General features: G+C 41.9%; 16 protein-coding genes. 6 read left to right on the forward strand and 10 right to left on the reverse strand.

The genetic code is table 11. The annotated features are described in order from the left end of the window. Positions 1-15: 15 nt before the first annotated feature. The 3 genes from AC59IL_RS14935 to AC59IL_RS14945 all read left to right on the forward strand — a co-directional run bounded on the left by AC59IL_RS14935 (position 16) and on the right by AC59IL_RS14945 (position 2,444). Positions 16-726, forward strand: coding sequence for a DUF8737 domain-containing protein (locus AC59IL_RS14935; RefSeq protein WP_496552952.1), 711 nt, complete (start codon positions 16-18; stop codon positions 724-726). 321 nt (positions 727-1,047) lie between these two features. After that, the gene (locus AC59IL_RS14940) at positions 1,048-1,920 is read left to right on the forward strand and encodes a class I SAM-dependent methyltransferase (RefSeq protein WP_496552953.1); all 873 of its coding nucleotides are present in this window, start codon (positions 1,048-1,050) and stop codon (positions 1,918-1,920) included. A gap of 14 nt (positions 1,921-1,934) precedes the next feature. Further along, complete coding sequence (locus tag AC59IL_RS14945; protein ID WP_496552954.1) at positions 1,935-2,444, forward strand: methyltransferase family protein; 510 nt, start codon at positions 1,935-1,937, stop codon at positions 2,442-2,444. 126 nt (positions 2,445-2,570) lie between these two features. On the opposite strand, the gene AC59IL_RS14950 is transcribed toward AC59IL_RS14945, so the two are convergent. The 3 genes from AC59IL_RS14950 to AC59IL_RS14960 all read right to left on the reverse strand — a co-directional run bounded on the left by AC59IL_RS14950 (position 2,571) and on the right by AC59IL_RS14960 (position 7,965). Next, positions 2,571-3,395, reverse strand: coding sequence for a 3-keto-disaccharide hydrolase (locus AC59IL_RS14950; protein WP_496552955.1), 825 nt, complete (start codon positions 3,393-3,395; stop codon positions 2,571-2,573). A gap of 141 nt (positions 3,396-3,536) precedes the next feature. After that, complete coding sequence (locus AC59IL_RS14955) at positions 3,537-4,847, reverse strand: amidohydrolase family protein (RefSeq protein WP_496552956.1); 1,311 nt, start codon at positions 4,845-4,847, stop codon at positions 3,537-3,539. A 31-nt stretch (positions 4,848-4,878) separates the two neighbouring features. Further along, a complete protein-coding gene (locus tag AC59IL_RS14960) occupies positions 4,879-7,965 on the reverse strand; it encodes an amidohydrolase family protein (RefSeq protein ID WP_496552957.1) in 3,087 nt (1,028 codons plus the stop codon). Positions 7,966-8,059: 94 nt separating this feature from the next. Between AC59IL_RS14960 and deoC the strand changes: the two genes are divergently transcribed. The 3 genes from deoC to AC59IL_RS14975 all read left to right on the forward strand — a co-directional run bounded on the left by deoC (position 8,060) and on the right by AC59IL_RS14975 (position 10,581). Next, a complete protein-coding gene (gene deoC, locus AC59IL_RS14965; protein ID WP_496552958.1) occupies positions 8,060-8,740 on the forward strand; it encodes a deoxyribose-phosphate aldolase in 681 nt (226 codons plus the stop codon). A gap of 142 nt (positions 8,741-8,882) precedes the next feature. Next, positions 8,883-9,308, forward strand: a complete 426-nt coding sequence (locus tag AC59IL_RS14970) for an SPOR domain-containing protein (RefSeq protein ID WP_496552959.1) — start codon at positions 8,883-8,885, stop codon at positions 9,306-9,308. Positions 9,309-9,393: 85 nt separating this feature from the next. Beyond that, entirely contained in the window at positions 9,394-10,581 is a 1,188-nt protein-coding gene (locus AC59IL_RS14975; protein ID WP_496552960.1) for a M20 metallopeptidase family protein, read from the forward strand. A 36-nt stretch (positions 10,582-10,617) separates the two neighbouring features. Here the strand turns inward: AC59IL_RS14975 and AC59IL_RS14980 are convergent, their stop codons facing one another. From AC59IL_RS14980 to AC59IL_RS15010, 7 genes are all read right to left on the reverse strand, one after another. Further along, entirely contained in the window at positions 10,618-10,827 is a 210-nt protein-coding gene (locus tag AC59IL_RS14980) for a hypothetical protein (protein ID WP_496552961.1), read from the reverse strand. Positions 10,828-10,888: 61 nt separating this feature from the next. Continuing rightward, on the reverse strand, positions 10,889-11,665 hold the full coding sequence (locus AC59IL_RS14985) for an ABC transporter permease (protein WP_496552962.1): 777 nt from the start codon (positions 11,663-11,665) through the stop codon (positions 10,889-10,891). 1 nt (position 11,666) lies between these two features. Continuing rightward, on the reverse strand, positions 11,667-12,578 hold the full coding sequence (locus tag AC59IL_RS14990; protein WP_496552963.1) for an ATP-binding cassette domain-containing protein: 912 nt from the start codon (positions 12,576-12,578) through the stop codon (positions 11,667-11,669). Between the two features lie 2 nt (positions 12,579-12,580). Further along, on the reverse strand, positions 12,581-13,294 hold the full coding sequence (locus AC59IL_RS14995; protein WP_496552964.1) for a hypothetical protein: 714 nt from the start codon (positions 13,292-13,294) through the stop codon (positions 12,581-12,583). A 95-nt stretch (positions 13,295-13,389) separates the two neighbouring features. After that, positions 13,390-13,761: a GntR family transcriptional regulator gene (locus AC59IL_RS15000; RefSeq protein WP_496552965.1), complete on the reverse strand. Its 372-nt coding sequence runs from the start codon at positions 13,759-13,761 to the stop codon at positions 13,390-13,392. A 17-nt stretch (positions 13,762-13,778) separates the two neighbouring features. Continuing rightward, positions 13,779-14,609, reverse strand: coding sequence for a hypothetical protein (locus AC59IL_RS15005; RefSeq protein ID WP_496552966.1), 831 nt, complete (start codon positions 14,607-14,609; stop codon positions 13,779-13,781). 9 nt (positions 14,610-14,618) lie between these two features. Further along, the gene (locus AC59IL_RS15010) at positions 14,619-15,452 is read right to left on the reverse strand and encodes an ABC transporter ATP-binding protein (protein WP_496552967.1); all 834 of its coding nucleotides are present in this window, start codon (positions 15,450-15,452) and stop codon (positions 14,619-14,621) included. Positions 15,453-15,621: the final 169 nt, after the last annotated feature.

Genomic DNA, 15,621 nt, shown 5'->3' on the forward strand with positions numbered 1-15,621 from the left:
ACAAAAGCACAAAACATGAAAAACTTACCTGATTACATCAGCATTATTTTTATAATTACCACATTAATACCCGTTTATTTCTTTTATGCAGCAAGCCATAAATCAAAAACTGTTCTCATAGTACTTGTTAGCTGGTTGGCAATTCAGGCAGCAATTGGCCTCAGCGGATTTTATACCATTGCCAACACCACTCCTCCCCGCTTTCTTTTAACTATACTTCCACCATTGCTGCTGATTATTATATTGTTTGCAACACCCAAAGGCCGCGCATTTATAGATGGGCTCAACAAAAAAATGCTTACGCTTTTACACCTGGTAAGAATACCTGTTGAACTGGTATTGTTGTGGTTATTCATACACAAAACAATACCGCAAATAATGACTTTTGAAGGACGAAACCTTGATATATTATCCGGCATCACAGCTCCTGTTATTTATTATTTCGCATTCACGAAACAGGTGCAAACCAAAGCAATTTTGTTAATATGGAATTTTATCTGTCTCGGATTACTGATCAATATTGTTACCCTGGCAGTTTTATCGGCGCCCCTACCCTTTCAACAATTAGCATTTGAGCAACCCAATATTGCCGTTTTATATTTTCCATTTGTTTGGCTTCCGGCGTGTATAGTTCCGTTGGTATTATTTGCACACCTGGTGGTTATCAGGCAACTTTTACATGAACACAAACATTATAAATTAAATCAAAATATAGCTGTTAGTTAAAAACCAGGGTTGTAAAAATGCCTTATATCCCGACGGATTTTTTTTCGCGAACTTATCTACCTAAAAAAACCGGATACAAACCGACGGAAATTTTGGAGTAATAATTGCAATTGCTGCCAATACACGGTAAAGGTCATCAATGAAGGTTTCAGCCGGAAGTTTCTGGTAATCAAGGACTGTTTTTAAATTTTTAATTTTCATTGATACAATTAAACATCAGCATGCTATTTTCGTCGTACTACTTACTGGTAATTTTGTAAATAAAGCACACCAAATTGTATCAAAACGGTGTATATTAGATTTTCAAATGCAGATTAGGAGATGAAGGCAGACAAGGCAAGCCAAACAGCTCAATATATGGCTTTATTCCGGGCACTTGAAACAACGCTTCCTGAGAATCAAAGACTTTTTATTGACCCTTACGCTATATCATTTTTGGATGGTAAACTAAAGGTAGCCACCCGCCTGGCTCCTATTTCATTTGTACGCAGGTATGTTCAAAATACTATTCGCAAAAAAATACCCGGGGCCATGTCGTCGGGTATTGCACGAACCCGGTATATCGACGACCTGTTGCATCAAACAGTTCAACATAAAGCAAAACAGGTAATTATTTTGGGTGCCGGTTACGACACCCGGGCATTGCGACTCGACTTCTTATCCACTATACCTGTTATTGAAATAGACCATCCTAATACAGCCCGCAAAAAAACGCAGAAACTGAAAAAGTTACTCGGGCACCTGCCAAACCATATCCGATACTGGCAAATTGATTTTAATAAAGAAGGCTTACAGGAACTGGCAGCGAGGGAACAACTCGATTTCTCCATACCAACAACAATCATCTGGGAAGGAGTAACCAATTACCTCAATGAACAAGCCATTAACAGTACCTTTGCCTTTGCACAGCAATTTACCAGTGGGTCCTATATCATTTTTACTTATGTGCATCAACAGGTTTTGCATGAACCACAACATTTTTTTGGTGCATCGAAATTACTGAAAGACCTTGAGGCACTTGAAGAACGCTGGACCTTTGGATTCAATCCTGAAGAACTATCCGCTTACCTGCAACAATATAATTTCGTACTACTTGAAGACTCCGGAGCATCAGATTACCGCGATAAATACTTGCCCGACCGCCCTGAGAAGGGATATGAATTTTACCGTGTAGCTTTTGCAATTAAAAATTAAAAACCCACTGAGTTATGGAGTCGCCGTCGATTTTAAAACATTTACGTGATATCATTTTGTTGCCTTTTACCGTTACGTTCATTGTTCCTTATTTTTTATACGCGTATGAAGTGAAGGATGGATTGATACCGCATAGTTTAGGCATTAAATTAACAGGCTGGCTGATAGCAGTTGCCGGTTCTGCCATATTTGTTTACACTGTTTTTTTGTTTAAAGTAATCGGACAGGGAACATTGGCGCCCTGGCAACCCACCCAAAAACTGATCGTTGAAGGGCCTTACCGGTATTGCCGCAACCCAATGATACTGGGTGTATTTTTTATGCTGATTGGTGAAGGTTTAATGTTGTATTCTGTAAACATCATTGCCTGGTCAGTACTGTTTTTTATTATCAATACTTTCTATTTTATATTGTTCGAAGAACCCGGCCTCATGCAGCGCTTTGGAAGCGATTACCTCAGGTACAAAAAGCATGTACCCCGGTGGTTTCCAAGGTTAACGCCGTTCAGGTTGCTGAATTCATAGATGCCGATGTCGGAAGTCAGAGGTCGGAAGTTTGAAGAACCTGCGGTTTTAATCCTGGTTAGGATTTTCAAATTTCTGAGTATTCCGACATCTGACTTCAGACCTCCGACTTCGGACCTCAATTTCCTACTTCTTTCGTCTTACTTCCTGCTCCAAATCCATAATCTCAACTTTGCGGAAGTCAACCGGCTGCCCTTCGCTTTGCAGGGCAATAAATCCTTCTGATAATATCTTGCCATCCTGTTTGATCTTCGGGTCATAATTGGTTACTACGCCACCACCAATCTGCGGTTTTGAATACTGCAATACCGTATCACCATTAATGATATGCGTAATCAGCGAATCGCCTAATACAATCAGCTCTGCCCTCACCCACTGATCGCCATCATAGGTTTTTGAAGATGATTCAATGCAATGCCTGGTATCGAGCTGGCCTTTATACACAATATTAGTTCCCGGCGAACACATATTACCGGTAGGCCGCGGTTTGCCATCACCTAAACCGCCAAGCAATTGAAATTCGATCGAAATAGGCCAGTCCTGATCTTTAGGCATAGTGCGGGGATCCTGCGAGTGGAACATTACACCACTGTTGAGTAAAGTATACGAAGGCGCATCTTTTCTCCATTCACCGGTAAACCGGTACTCCACTACAAGATGATAATAAGAAAACGGCTTTTTAAAATACAGGTGGCCGAACTGGTTGTTAAAAGCGCTATATTGATCGTACCGTACTTTCAGTAAACCATCTTCAACCCTGAAGGTGTTTCCGAAATTATCACCAACTTCATGGTGATTGATCTTAACGATCCAGTCGTTGATATCGCGGCCATTAAAAAGCGATACCCAGCCCTTTTTATGGGCCTGTACGTCATGCGGACTATGACACGAAGCGATTGCTATTATTGCAATTAAACAAATAACACAATTACGTATGCAAGCTGTATTCATAACGGATAATGTTTATCATGATGAAGATACAGGATTATAAAATACCTGCGCTATCAAAAAAAAAGTGGGTCACCCTTTTATGAGGATGACCCACTCTGTATTTTTCTTGTGCCTTGATTCTTGTGCCTTGAGCCTTGTATATTATTTCAGCTCATATTTATACTTATACCGCTCATACAGCTGCTTTTGCTTGTTATCCAAACTCACCTCGCGGCCCTGGATAAATGCATGCAAAATGATGCTGGTACGCATATCGAGTATATCGCCTTCGCTTATAACAATATTGGCATCTTTACCGGCTTCGAGCGAACCTGTTTTATCATCTACACCTAATATTTTGGCCGAATTAAGTGTAATAGCCTGTAATGCCTGCTCTTTGGTTAAACCATAGGCAACAGCAGTACCCGCATTAAATGGCAGGTTGCGGTAACGGCTTTCGGCATGCTCGTCGTTTAAAGCAAACAACACCCCGGCTTTTTGCAACATGGCAGGTGTTTTAAACGGCTGATCAACATCGTCATCGTCGGTTGCAGGTAAAGCATGTTCATCCTGCAGTATAACGGCAATATTGTTTTGCTTTAACAGGTCGGCAATCTGAAAACTTTCGCTGCCGCCAACGATCACTACATCAAAACCAAACTCCTTTACAAAATCAATAGCTATCAGCATTTGTTTTACCTGATCGCCATGCACAAACAACTTTTGTGTTTTGTTGAACAATCCCTTTAATGACTCATAGTTCAGATTGGTTTCTTTATGCGTAGTTTCCTGCAAATATGCTTTGGCTGCGCGGAAAAGTGATTTGATGTCATCAATTTTCTTCAGCGCTTCTTTTGTTGGATCGGTTTGCGGTTGCTGTATTCCCAAAAAGATAGCAAACCGGTTAGGACGGCTGATGAATGTAGGCATGTTCAAATGAATGCCATTATCCATTTTATAGGCTGCATCTTCATAATTCCACGCATCCAGCTGAACAACCGAAGAAGAACCGCTGATGGTGCCACCCTGCGGTGTTACACCGGCCAGCAAAATACCATTTGCTTTTAATGTGTTAGTGATCTTTGAATCGGTATTATAAGCAACTATCGAACGAATGCTGCTGTTATAATCACCCAGTTCCTGAAAGTCGTTGGAGCCTCTTACACCGTTCCCGATTTCCTTCAATCCCAGATCGGTTACCGGTAAAATAAGACCGGGATATATCTGTTTGCCTTTGGCATCGATCACTTTGGCATCACCTGCCTGCACACTAACATTGGCCCCTACCTGAACAATTTTGCCGTTGTTTACTTCTATCGTTCCATTTTCAATTACCTGACCATTGCCTACATGTATGGTACCGTTGGTGATATATATTTTGCCTGCATAGGCTTTGGCCGGATACACATCTTCCTGTGCTACCGCTGCCATACCAAACGCTATGCAATGCATTGCTATAATTAATTTTTTCATTTTTAAATTTTCAAATTGTTACATTTTCAAATTAATTGGAGTTGGCATCGTTTTCATCCACATCAACAGTGATCAATCCATCGTGATGGCCATGATCGCCACAGCTTAACACCACCTGAAAACTGGGTGTAGCAGGTTGTACAGGACCGCCGCTCTTTTTTTCACCAAGCATCTTTTGCACCAAACGGTTTCTTTCTGCTATAATCTTTTTACGCAACTCCTGATCGTGGTCGAGGTCAAAATAAATGACGCCATCAACAATTGTTTTTTCGGCCTTTGCGTAAATGCTCAACGGGTTATCGCTCCAAACCACCACGTCGGCATCTTTGCCGGGTTTTAAGCTTCCTACTTTATCATCTACATGCAATGCTTTAGCAGGATTCAACGTTACCATTTTAAAGGCATCTTCTTCGGCCATGCCACCGTATTTCACGCTTTTGGCAGCTTCCTGATTTAAGCGACGGGCCATTTCAGCGTCATCTGAATTGATACAAACGTTCAACCCTACGCGTTGCATAATGGCTGCATTATAGGCAATAGCATCCTGTACTTCCATTTTATATGCCCACCAGTCGCTGAAAGTGGAGGCATTGGCGCCATGCGCTTTCATTTTATCGGCCACTTTGTAGCCTTCGAGAATATGTGTAAAAGTATTCACCCTGAAACCGAATTTTTCGGCTACCCGCATGGTAGAAGTGATTTCACTTTGCACATAACTATGGCAGGTAATAAAGCGCTTTTTGTTCATGATCTCAACAAGCGCTTCCAGTTCAAGGTCCCTTCTTACGGGAGCAACAGCCGTGGTAACAGCACCTTTTTTCTTTGTAGTAGTGGCTTCTGCTTCTTTGCAACCTTTTTCGTATTCACAGGCGCGGGTAAAGGCGTCCATCAATACTTCCTCAACGCCCATACGGGTATCGGGAAAACGGTTGTTGTTTTGTGAAGTAGTACGTTTTACGTTTTCGCCAAGCGCAAACTTAATAAAGGGATCGGCGCCTTTAAATTTCAGCTCTTCATCATTTGCGCCCCAGCGCAGTTTGATCAGCTGTGTTTGTCCGCCGATGGTATTGGCCGATCCGTGTAAAATATGCGAAGTGGTTACGCCGCCGCTGAGCTGGCGGTAAATATTAATGTCTTCAGGATTGAGGTTATCGCCTATGCGCACTTCTGAAGTAACCGACTGAGCGCCTTCGTTGATAGAAGCAGCTGCAATATGCGAGTGCTCATCTATTACACCCGGTGTAACATGTTTGCCGGTGGCATCAATTATTTTGGCAGTAGCGTCTGACAAATTTTTTCCGATCTGCGCTATTTTACCATTTTTTATAAGCACATCGGTGTTTTCGAGCTTGCCTTCTTTTTCGTTGGTCCATACGGTACCGTTTTTAATAAGAATGGTTTGCGTCTGAGGCAGGCTATCCCATCCATATCCGTCAAAAGGATACACTACTTTACCCAATGGGGCCGATGGTTTTTTCTTACTGGTATCGGGTGCAGGCGTACCGGCTTTTGAAAAGCTGGCCGTCCACAATAAATTATTGCCTTCGGCATCTACTCCGTTACCATTCCAGGCATCACCGTTCACGGTGCCGCCTAATCTGATGGAAGCAGCACGCGGGCGTTTTTCGGTTGCAAAGCTGATGTTTACCAGTTTGCCGTCGTAACTGAATTTTGCTTTGATGGTATCTTTTGCAATGATGCTTGCATCGGTAGTGCTTTTTACATCCAGTGTGTAGCTGGTGTTGCCTTTTGCCGATTTAAGGTTGATGGTATACTGACCGGCAACAGGCGACCAGTTCTCATCTTTTACGTTGTATTTATCGCCCTGGATCCAGTTTTGAAGGATCACCGTTTTTTCGTTGAAAACAGGTCCGGTAGTAATGATGAAATTGGCCAGCTTACCGGCTTCGAGGCTTCCAACTTTATCATAAACACCTAATGCAACAGCGGGTGTTTTAGTCAGCGCTTCAAAGGCTTTTGTTTCACTTAACCCATTATCGATGGCTTTGCGCAGATTGGTTAAAAACTGTTTGGTATCTTTTAATTCTGCAGCGGTTAAGCAAAAGGGAATATTCGCTTTTTCGAAAGCTGCTGCATTGGTTGGCGCCAGTTCCCAGTGTTTCATATCGGTCAGCGACACAAAACGGGCTTCATTGGGATCTTCCACATCCATAGCCTGTGGATAGTTTAACGACAGAATATAAGTGGCTTTGGTAGCGGCAATATCTTTTATGCGCTGGTATTCGTTACCGCCGCCTTTAATAATATATTGCACGCCAAATTCATCGCCTATACGATCGGCACGCAGATCGTTCCATTTATCACCGGCATCAAATATCTGCGGCAATCCCTGTATATCGTTCCATGCTTTCAGGGAAAGATTTACCCCTTCGGCGCCCGGATTGGTTTTATACCATTGGGCATCGAGGTAAGTTTGCCTCAGCAAAGCAATGGTTCCCATCATCGACGAAGGGTAGCTTTGGGTTGAAGTACCTTTACTCAGTGAATAGTGCGCTGAAGCTTTTTCTTTTACCATCACCAGGTTTTCTTTTTCGGTGGCCAGTGTTACCAGCGCACCGGTTCCCCGGGCAATACCGTCTTTCAGATGCGTTAACACAGTACCAAAACCAGCTTCACGCAAAGGTTTCGCTTTGGTATCGTCGGTAGTAAACAACCGCGCACCATCTGTTTCGCATTTAATAGCCTGGTTCCATCCAAACGCGCCTTTGGTATTGGAGGTTAACTGGGCTGGTGCGCGAAAATCAAAGCCGGCGCCTGCTCTTTGCGGAACCGGAATACCATAATCACTGTAAATGTCAATAAACGATGGATAGATGTATTTGCCGCTGCAGTCAATAACAACTGCATCTTTGGGAACGGCTACCGAATTGCCGGCAGCAATAACCTTACCTTCCCGAATAACCAGTGTGGCATTGGTAATGGTGGTTTGTACATCTTTTACAATAGTGGCGTTGGTGAAGGCGTAACATTTAACCTGAGGATCGGCGATGCCGTTAACAGGGAACGTTACCTGCGACAGGGCGCCTGAATAAACTATCAATAACAGGCCCACCAGGAAAAAAAGCTTTCCCCGTGGAAAGAAACAGTACTTTCTCATGTGCATTTGGTTTTAAAATCGGAACAAAGGTCGAATTTAGGTAAATGAAGTAATTTACACGGGTTAAAAACTTATTAACCGGTCAATACGCTCCATGAACATCGCACAATACATCGATCATACGTTGCTAAAGCCTGCTACAACCATGCAGGAACTAAAAAAATTATGTGAAGAAGCGCTTCAGTATAATTTTTATGCCGTTTGCGTGCCTCCACCTCTTGTTAAAAATGCCAGAAATATTTTAAACACTGCAGAAAGCAGCATCAAAACGGCTACGGTTATCGGTTTTCCGTTTGGATATTCCATTGCCCGTGCCAAGCTGGCCGAAGCTCAACAGGCAATACAGGATGGTGCCGATGAATTAGATGTGGTGATTAACCTCATAGCGTTAAAAAATAACGCATGGCAATACCTTAAACTTGAAATGAAATCGATTGTAGAGGTTGCCCATGCCAATAACAAACTGGTGAAGGTGATCATCGAAAGCGGCATATTAACCAATGAGGAAATTATTAAATGCTGTGAATTATATGCCCAAACCGGAGTTGATTTTTTGAAAACATCTACCGGCTATGCCGAAACAGGGGCTACAGTAGAAGCGGTGCAACTGATGCGGGCGCACCTTCCGTCTACTATTAAGATCAAGGCCTCGGGTGGTATTCGTACCTGGGAACAGGCCGAACAATATATTAAGGCCGGGGCTAACCGGCTGGGTTGCAGTGCCAGTGTGGCGATTGTGAATGGGGAGAAAAACAGCTCAACAGGAGGCTATTAAAAAGTTACCGGTTACCGGTTGCCAGATTCCGGGTAACTGGTAACCGGTAACCAACGAAAGCTTGCAACCTGTAACCCGTTAAACTATCTTTGGCGAACATTTTGCATAAATAACCGTAGAGCCTTTAAAATTCACATGTCAGATGAAATATATATTTAGTAGCGTATTATTAATCCTGTCCCTGTCCCTGGTAGCCCAAACAGATTCCGGTTCGGTGGTAGTGCATAAAGATCCCCGGATCGATTTGCTGGTGAAAAAGCAAATTCAGGTTAATGAATTGACTACCCGCGACGCACGCCGTTTTGTTCAGGGATATCGCATCCTGGTAATGAATACAAACGACCGCAATAAGGCTACGAATGCAAAAACAAAAATTTACCAGGAGTTCCCCGAATTAAAAGCTTACCTGATGTGGCAGTCGCCTTTTATGAAATTAAAAGTGGGCGATTTTAAAACCCGTGAAGAAGCAGAACCATACCTGTCGGCCATACAACGATTTTTCCCTACGGGCGTATATATCATTCGCGATGTAATTGAAGTGAATCCTGATAAGTCGGGAAGTTTGTAATATAGTCCGAAAGACGGTAAGTCTGCAAGACCGAAAGATGTTTCCGACTTTTCGTCTTTCCGTCTTTCCAACTATCTTTGTGGCTATGAGCACCTTACAGCAAAAGATCCAAAGCCTGGCAAAAACATACGCATCCGAATTTATTGACATACGTCACCATTTGCATGCGCATCCCGAACTGAGCTATCAGGAATTTGAAACTTCGCGCTTCATTCAGCATAAATTAACTGAATTTGGTATTCCCTATAAAATAATGGCGCAAACCGGCGTAGTGGGTTTGATAGAGGGAAAAAATCCACAAAAAAAAGTAATTGCGCTGCGGGCCGATATCGATGCATTGCCCATTACCGAACAAAATAATATTTCCTATAAATCGAAACACGACGGGGTAATGCACGCCTGCGGACATGATGTGCATACCACCTGTTTGCTCGGCGCCGCCAAAATATTACAACAGTTAAAAAACGAATGGGAAGGAACCGTAAAACTGATCTTTCAACCCGGTGAAGAAAGAAATCCCGGCGGAGCCAGCATTTTAATTAAAGAAGGCGTTCTGGAAAATCCCAAACCACAGGCCATATTTGGTTTGCACGTACATCCGCAACTCGAAATCGGCAAACTGAGTTTTCGCGCCGGACAGGTAATGGCCAGCGCCGATGAAATTTATATTACCATCAAAGGCAAAGGCGGTCATGCCGCAGCCCCGCATTTAACGGCCGATATCATTCTCATTGCATCGCATCTGGTTGTTAGCCTGCAGCAGATCATCAGCCGCAACAGAAATCCTTTAGCACCTTCGGTGTTATCTATTTGTTCAATCCAGGGTGGACATACCACCAACGTAATACCCAGCGAAGTAAAACTGATGGGCACCTTCAGGGCCCTTGATGAAGAATGGCGTTTTAAAGCCCATGAACTGATTCGCAAACTGGCTACCGAGCTGGTGCACAGCATGGGCGCTGAAATTGATCTGCATATCGATGTTGGCTATCCGGCCGTTTATAACAATGAAGCATTAAGTAATGCAGCCCGCTCACTGGCCGAAGATTATATGGGTAAAGAAAAAGTAGAAACTACCGAAGTACGCATGGGCGCCGAAGATTTTGGTTATTATACACAGCATATTCCCGGTTGCTTTTACCGGTTAGGAGTTATGAATGTGGCCAAAGGCATTACTTCGGGTGTGCATACACCTACTTTTAATATCGATGAAAATGCTATTGAAACAGGTATGGGCATGATGGCCTGGCTGGGAGGAAAGGCTGAGTTCTAAGTTCAATGTTCTTAGTTCCGTTTGTTAATGGCATCATCAAAGAAAGCTGTCATAAATGGCAGGGGCGCCATAAATGCAAAAATCATCATCGCTCTCCTCCTCGTCTTCTGTTATATTAGTTTTGTTTTCCTGCATTTTTTCCATCTGCATTAAAATGGAGTTGTTTGCATCTGTTGCTCCATGGTACTTTTTATCAGCAATACCAACAAGCAACAAAATGGCCAATGCCAGCATAAGGTGTTGCATAAAATAGGTGTTTATTCATTCATAATTATCTACTCCTGTTTTCCGGCTTCCGGCATCCTGCTTAACCCTTTTCCATGCGTCTGGTCATATCCCAAAACGCCGCCAGCAACACAATCACAAACCAGCTCACATTCAATACCTGCGCTTTAAAAACAAATCCTGAAATTTTTTGAAAAGAAGGCAGGAAAGAAATCAGGGGGTACATATACGGATGAAAATACAGATGCTCCCATTCGTGAATTATAAATCCTGTTATCAATAAGCCCAACCCGATGCCAACCGGTATAATAAAATTTCGAAAGCGCAGACTTAGCCAATATTGAATGGCAGTAATAGCCAGAATAGAATAATAAGTTTTTCCAATTAACAAAAACAAGCCCTTCCATGGAACCGGATGATCAAAAAACGTATACTGCCTTTGAACCAGGCTGGCAGCACAGGAAGAAAGAATGATGGCTGCACTAAATAATATAAAACAAAATAAAATGAGTGAATGAATGACAATGAACCTTGAAAAAAAGATATCGGCCATGGTTCGTGGAGAAGCATACACCTGCTTCCAGGTGTTATTCTTATATTCTATTTGCACAACAAGACTTGTTGCCAGTATAACATACATAGGCAACAGAAAAAAGGTGGCGTCCTGCCAGTTATCATTTATAATAAGTTGCCAGGGATCCTCCTTAAAAGCGGGCACAAAATGATCGGGACGCGCTACCAGCTTAATAAAATTTACAACAGGTATAAAAACAGCACCTATAACGGTTAGCCAAAATGCCGCGGTTTGCCTGCTTTTCAGGAATTCAGATCTTGTATTAAGTATAAAAGAGGTAACCATATTATTGGGCAGTGATTTGAATGAATAAATTTTCAAGGTCGTTTTGAGTAACAGCCAACTGATATACTTCCACTCCCTGCTGCACCAGCAGTTTATTCAGTTGGGCCGATCGCTCCCGGCTTTCATAATTTACCACTACCCGGCTGCCATTTATATGCTTTACCGGAAAATAATCCTGTATGGCCAGTTGCGCCATAGCCGTATCATTTACTTCAACTTCAACAGCCGATTTTTGTGATTGTAATTGCTGCAACTGTTGCAAACTGCCCTGAAACAACAACTTTCCCTTATGTATAATGCCTACATGTGTAGCCATTTTTTCAACTTCGGCCAGCAGATGGCTCGAAACAAGAATGGTTTTTCCGAATTCGCGATTCAGCTGTTTGATCAGTTCACGGGTTTCAATAATGCCGTTGGGATCTAATCCATTGGTGGGTTCATCGAGTATCAGCAGTTCGGGATCGTGTAACAGGGCAATGGCAATCGCCAGCCGTTGTTTCATACCCAGCGAATAATTCTTTGCTTTTTTATTGGCTGCATGTACCAGGCCAACAATTTCAAGTACTTCGTTTATGCGTTTTTTATCGCAACGATAGGTTAAGCGAAACACTTCGAGGTTTTCTTTGCCTGTTAAATGCAGGTAAAGCGAAGGTTGTTCAATAAGAGAACCAATGCGCCTTAATATTTCCATGCGGTGTTGCTGAAATTCTCTTCCAAATAAAGTGATATTACCCTGCTGCTTTTTTAACAAGCCCAGCAATAATCGCAATGTGGTGGTTTTACCGGCGCCGTTTGGACCTAAAAATCCGTAGATACTGCCGGTGGGCACCTGCAAATTAAGATCGTCTAATATCTTTTGCCCTTTAGTAAAAGCAAAATGAAGGTGCCCGGTTTCGATAATGGCTGTTTTCATGGCTATTCTTTTACAACTTGTACATCTTTTATATTTTTACCATCGAAAGTAATGGTTGAGCTGCTATCTGTTTTCAATTGAAAATGGCTGATATGAACTGTTTTGGTATTGATATTTGATAAGGCAGATTCCAGATTCAATTCTTTAATGACCGTTTCTCCATCGAATGTGACATTTGAACCAAGGGCATAAACCTGCAATCCATTTAAAAAGACTTTTTTATTGCCCGTATCGCCTGTGTTTAAGATCGTGTGACCAAAAAGATTAATTACATAGGATTGAGCCGATATTGAATCCGGAGCGCCATTCAGAACCAATTCGGTAAAAAGTGCATTAATTTTTGGTGTTCCGGGCAAATACAAATTCACCGTTTGGTATCCCCGCCTTTCTTCATTAAGGTCCTGGTTGGTAAGCGCCGTATCGCCGATAATGATCAGGGTATCATTTACAATGCTATACTTCATCCGGCTTGCGGGCATATGAACTATTTTCATTTTTGGTGAAGTAGCCGGATAAATATTACATCGTTGCTGGCCCGTTATTGATACATATTTTATACCGGGCAATGAAATTTCGTCCATACGTTCTTCCCGTACTTTATCGAATGAAACATACTCACCGCGTTTGTATTTGGCGTACAACGTAAGATGTACGGCTGTAATACCAAGCAATGCAAAAAGAAAATATGTTAGTAGTATTTTATTGCTCTTTTTCATATCAGCTTAATTAAAATTCTGAGTGTTAAGTGTTGAGTTTTGCGTTCAGCGTTCAGCGTTTTGCATTTAGCGTTCAGCGTTCCGCCTTCAGCCTTTTACGCAAAATGCTGTTTCTTGAACTTTTCAAATCTTGGTTTCAGCTCATCAGGCTCCATACCCAGCAGGTACATAGTGCGAAAAACCTGCGGCAGATCTTTTTCAACGAAATCGTTCCTGCGGTATTGCTGGGCATTCTTTACTGCCTGTGCAGCTACGAAATAGCCAATACCCCGCTGGTTATAAATTATTTCCTGTTGCTGTAGAAATTCAAAAGTGCGCATTACCGTATTCGGATTTACCTCAAGCTGCACCGCCAGTTCACGTACAGATGGTATACGCTCTTCGGCCTTCCATTCTTTCAACAAAATCTTCTCGCACACATAATCGGCAATTTGTAAGTATATAGCCTGCGATTCGCGGAATTGCATAGTTAATTATTTAAGCGTTAAACTTCTTTTTCTTTTAAACGGAAATACGTGACAACCCAAAAAACGGGCGCTAAAGTGTACTTAAAAAGAAAAAGCAAAATATTACTGAGCCACTCAGGTAATAATATAGCCACCTGGGTACTATCAGGTTGCCACACCCGGTAAATACTGAAAGGTTCATAAAAATTACCCATCGGCATAAAAAGATCCATTAACTTATGTACTACAAGCATAAATGCAACGAATATGATCAGTACCGAAACAGTGGTTTTAATAAAATTAAATTTCACAAAATATACCGACCCCAGCAGAAAAGCTGATTGCACGCCTACGAATAGTGTTAAAAAGTATAGATAGAAATTATCGCCCTGTTCGGGAGGTGACTGAAAAACATTTATAACATTCTGTATTATAGCCGGAACATGATCGCGCTTTGCAGCCGCTTCAGTAAGGCTGTTAGATAGTTTTACCATTGAAAAATCAGTCACATAAAAAATCAGCGTGTAACTGATAAAAAACAACACCGCACTAAACAACAAGGCACACAATAATTTTTCCAATGTCGATGCCGGCACCAGTAAAAAATGAATGCCCGTTGCCCCTTCATTCAAATCAGAAAACATCAAACTGGCATATAAACAACCGGTTAAAATCAAACCAACATAATAAGCAATTACCTGCGTGTCAGATCTCAAAGAATGATTGAAGGCAAACAGAATAACAAACGAAAACCAAAGCACCAGCAATCCGGCGATGGCGCCAAGCGATAGCAGGTATTTCTTTTTATTTTCATTCCAGTGCTTACCAATGTATAATAACCAGCGGTTGAAGTCAAAAACAGCATTCATAGCAATAGTTTAAGCGTTAAAAACAGATTCAATGGCTTTTCCGTTAAGAATAATGGCCTTGTACAATAGTTCAAGATCAAGTTTACTATCCTGCTCTTCGGTATTACGGGTAACAACAGCACTGCCCCGCAACGACGATTCGCGGTACAGGGCCTGTTTTACTTCTTCACTGTCGAATGAAATATGGAATGATAATTTGCGGGTAATGTTATCAACCGTTTGATCGAATAAAATGCGGCCTTCATCAATGATGGTTATACGATCGATCAGGTTCTCAAGGTCTTTTACCTGGTGCGTGCTGATAACAATACATTTGTTTTCATCGATACAGCCGGCCATCACTTTTCGAAACTGGCTTTTACTCATTATATCAAGGCCATTGGTAGGTTCATCCATCAACAACACCGATGTATTGCAGGCCAAACCAAAACTAATAAGCACTTTCTTCTTCTGGCCATAGCTCATTTTCTGCAACGTGTTTGAACGGGGTATGTCAAATTCAGTAATGTACCTGTTAAACTGATCGTCGTTGAACTTAGGATAAAAAGGAGCATGGTATTTAACAAGATGCTCTATGTGCACATCGGGCAAATAAAACTCTTCGGGCACCATGAATATGTCTTTCAAAAAATCGGGTTGTCTTTTGCCTGGTGCAAAACCAAGCACATCAACAGTTCCTTTATCGGGAAATAACAAACCAGCCATATTTTTTAACAGGGTCGATTTGCCGGTGCCGTTCTTTCCCAGCAATCCATAAATATGACCAGCCTGTAGCTGCAAACTGAGTCCGGTAAATATTTTTTTACTACGGTACCCAAAGTGAAGGTCATGTATGTTTATCATGCCTGGCGTTTTAGTGTATTAGTTAAATAGTACACACAAACATAAGTTCTTTTTTTGTTAATCCAAATCTTTCTTTAAAAAACCAGTTGTTTGGGTATTGCTTGATTGATGAGTGGTTTGAAGCACGGAAAAACGGTTTTTTGCTGCTTTTTATCCCCTTTTCACATGA

Source organism: Niastella sp. sgz303648, from assembly GCF_059587045.1.

What these genes read in the sequence shown, in the direction of transcription:
- AC59IL_RS14935 (WP_496552952.1), top strand. Translation starts at nt 16, where the DNA reads ATGAAAAACTTACCTGATTACATCAGCATTATTTTTATAATTACCACA.
- AC59IL_RS14940 (WP_496552953.1), top strand. Translation starts at nt 1,048, where the DNA reads ATGAAGGCAGACAAGGCAAGCCAAACAGCTCAATATATGGCTTTATTC.
- AC59IL_RS14945 (WP_496552954.1), top strand. Translation starts at nt 1,935, where the DNA reads ATGGAGTCGCCGTCGATTTTAAAACATTTACGTGATATCATTTTGTTG.
- AC59IL_RS14950 (WP_496552955.1), bottom strand. Translation starts at nt 3,395, where the DNA reads ATGAATACAGCTTGCATACGTAATTGTGTTATTTGTTTAATTGCAATA.
- AC59IL_RS14955 (WP_496552956.1), bottom strand. Translation starts at nt 4,847, where the DNA reads ATGAAAAAATTAATTATAGCAATGCATTGCATAGCGTTTGGTATGGCA.
- AC59IL_RS14960 (WP_496552957.1), bottom strand. Translation starts at nt 7,965, where the DNA reads ATGAGAAAGTACTGTTTCTTTCCACGGGGAAAGCTTTTTTTCCTGGTG.
- deoC (WP_496552958.1), top strand. Translation starts at nt 8,060, where the DNA reads ATGAACATCGCACAATACATCGATCATACGTTGCTAAAGCCTGCTACA.
- AC59IL_RS14970 (WP_496552959.1), top strand. Translation starts at nt 8,883, where the DNA reads ATGAAATATATATTTAGTAGCGTATTATTAATCCTGTCCCTGTCCCTG.
- AC59IL_RS14975 (WP_496552960.1), top strand. Translation starts at nt 9,394, where the DNA reads ATGAGCACCTTACAGCAAAAGATCCAAAGCCTGGCAAAAACATACGCA.
- AC59IL_RS14980 (WP_496552961.1), bottom strand. Translation starts at nt 10,827, where the DNA reads ATGCAACACCTTATGCTGGCATTGGCCATTTTGTTGCTTGTTGGTATT.
- AC59IL_RS14985 (WP_496552962.1), bottom strand. Translation starts at nt 11,665, where the DNA reads ATGGTTACCTCTTTTATACTTAATACAAGATCTGAATTCCTGAAAAGC.
- AC59IL_RS14990 (WP_496552963.1), bottom strand. Translation starts at nt 12,578, where the DNA reads ATGAAAACAGCCATTATCGAAACCGGGCACCTTCATTTTGCTTTTACT.
- AC59IL_RS14995 (WP_496552964.1), bottom strand. Translation starts at nt 13,294, where the DNA reads ATGAAAAAGAGCAATAAAATACTACTAACATATTTTCTTTTTGCATTG.
- AC59IL_RS15000 (WP_496552965.1), bottom strand. Translation starts at nt 13,761, where the DNA reads ATGCAATTCCGCGAATCGCAGGCTATATACTTACAAATTGCCGATTAT.
- AC59IL_RS15005 (WP_496552966.1), bottom strand. Translation starts at nt 14,609, where the DNA reads ATGAATGCTGTTTTTGACTTCAACCGCTGGTTATTATACATTGGTAAG.
- AC59IL_RS15010 (WP_496552967.1), bottom strand. Translation starts at nt 15,452, where the DNA reads ATGATAAACATACATGACCTTCACTTTGGGTACCGTAGTAAAAAAATA.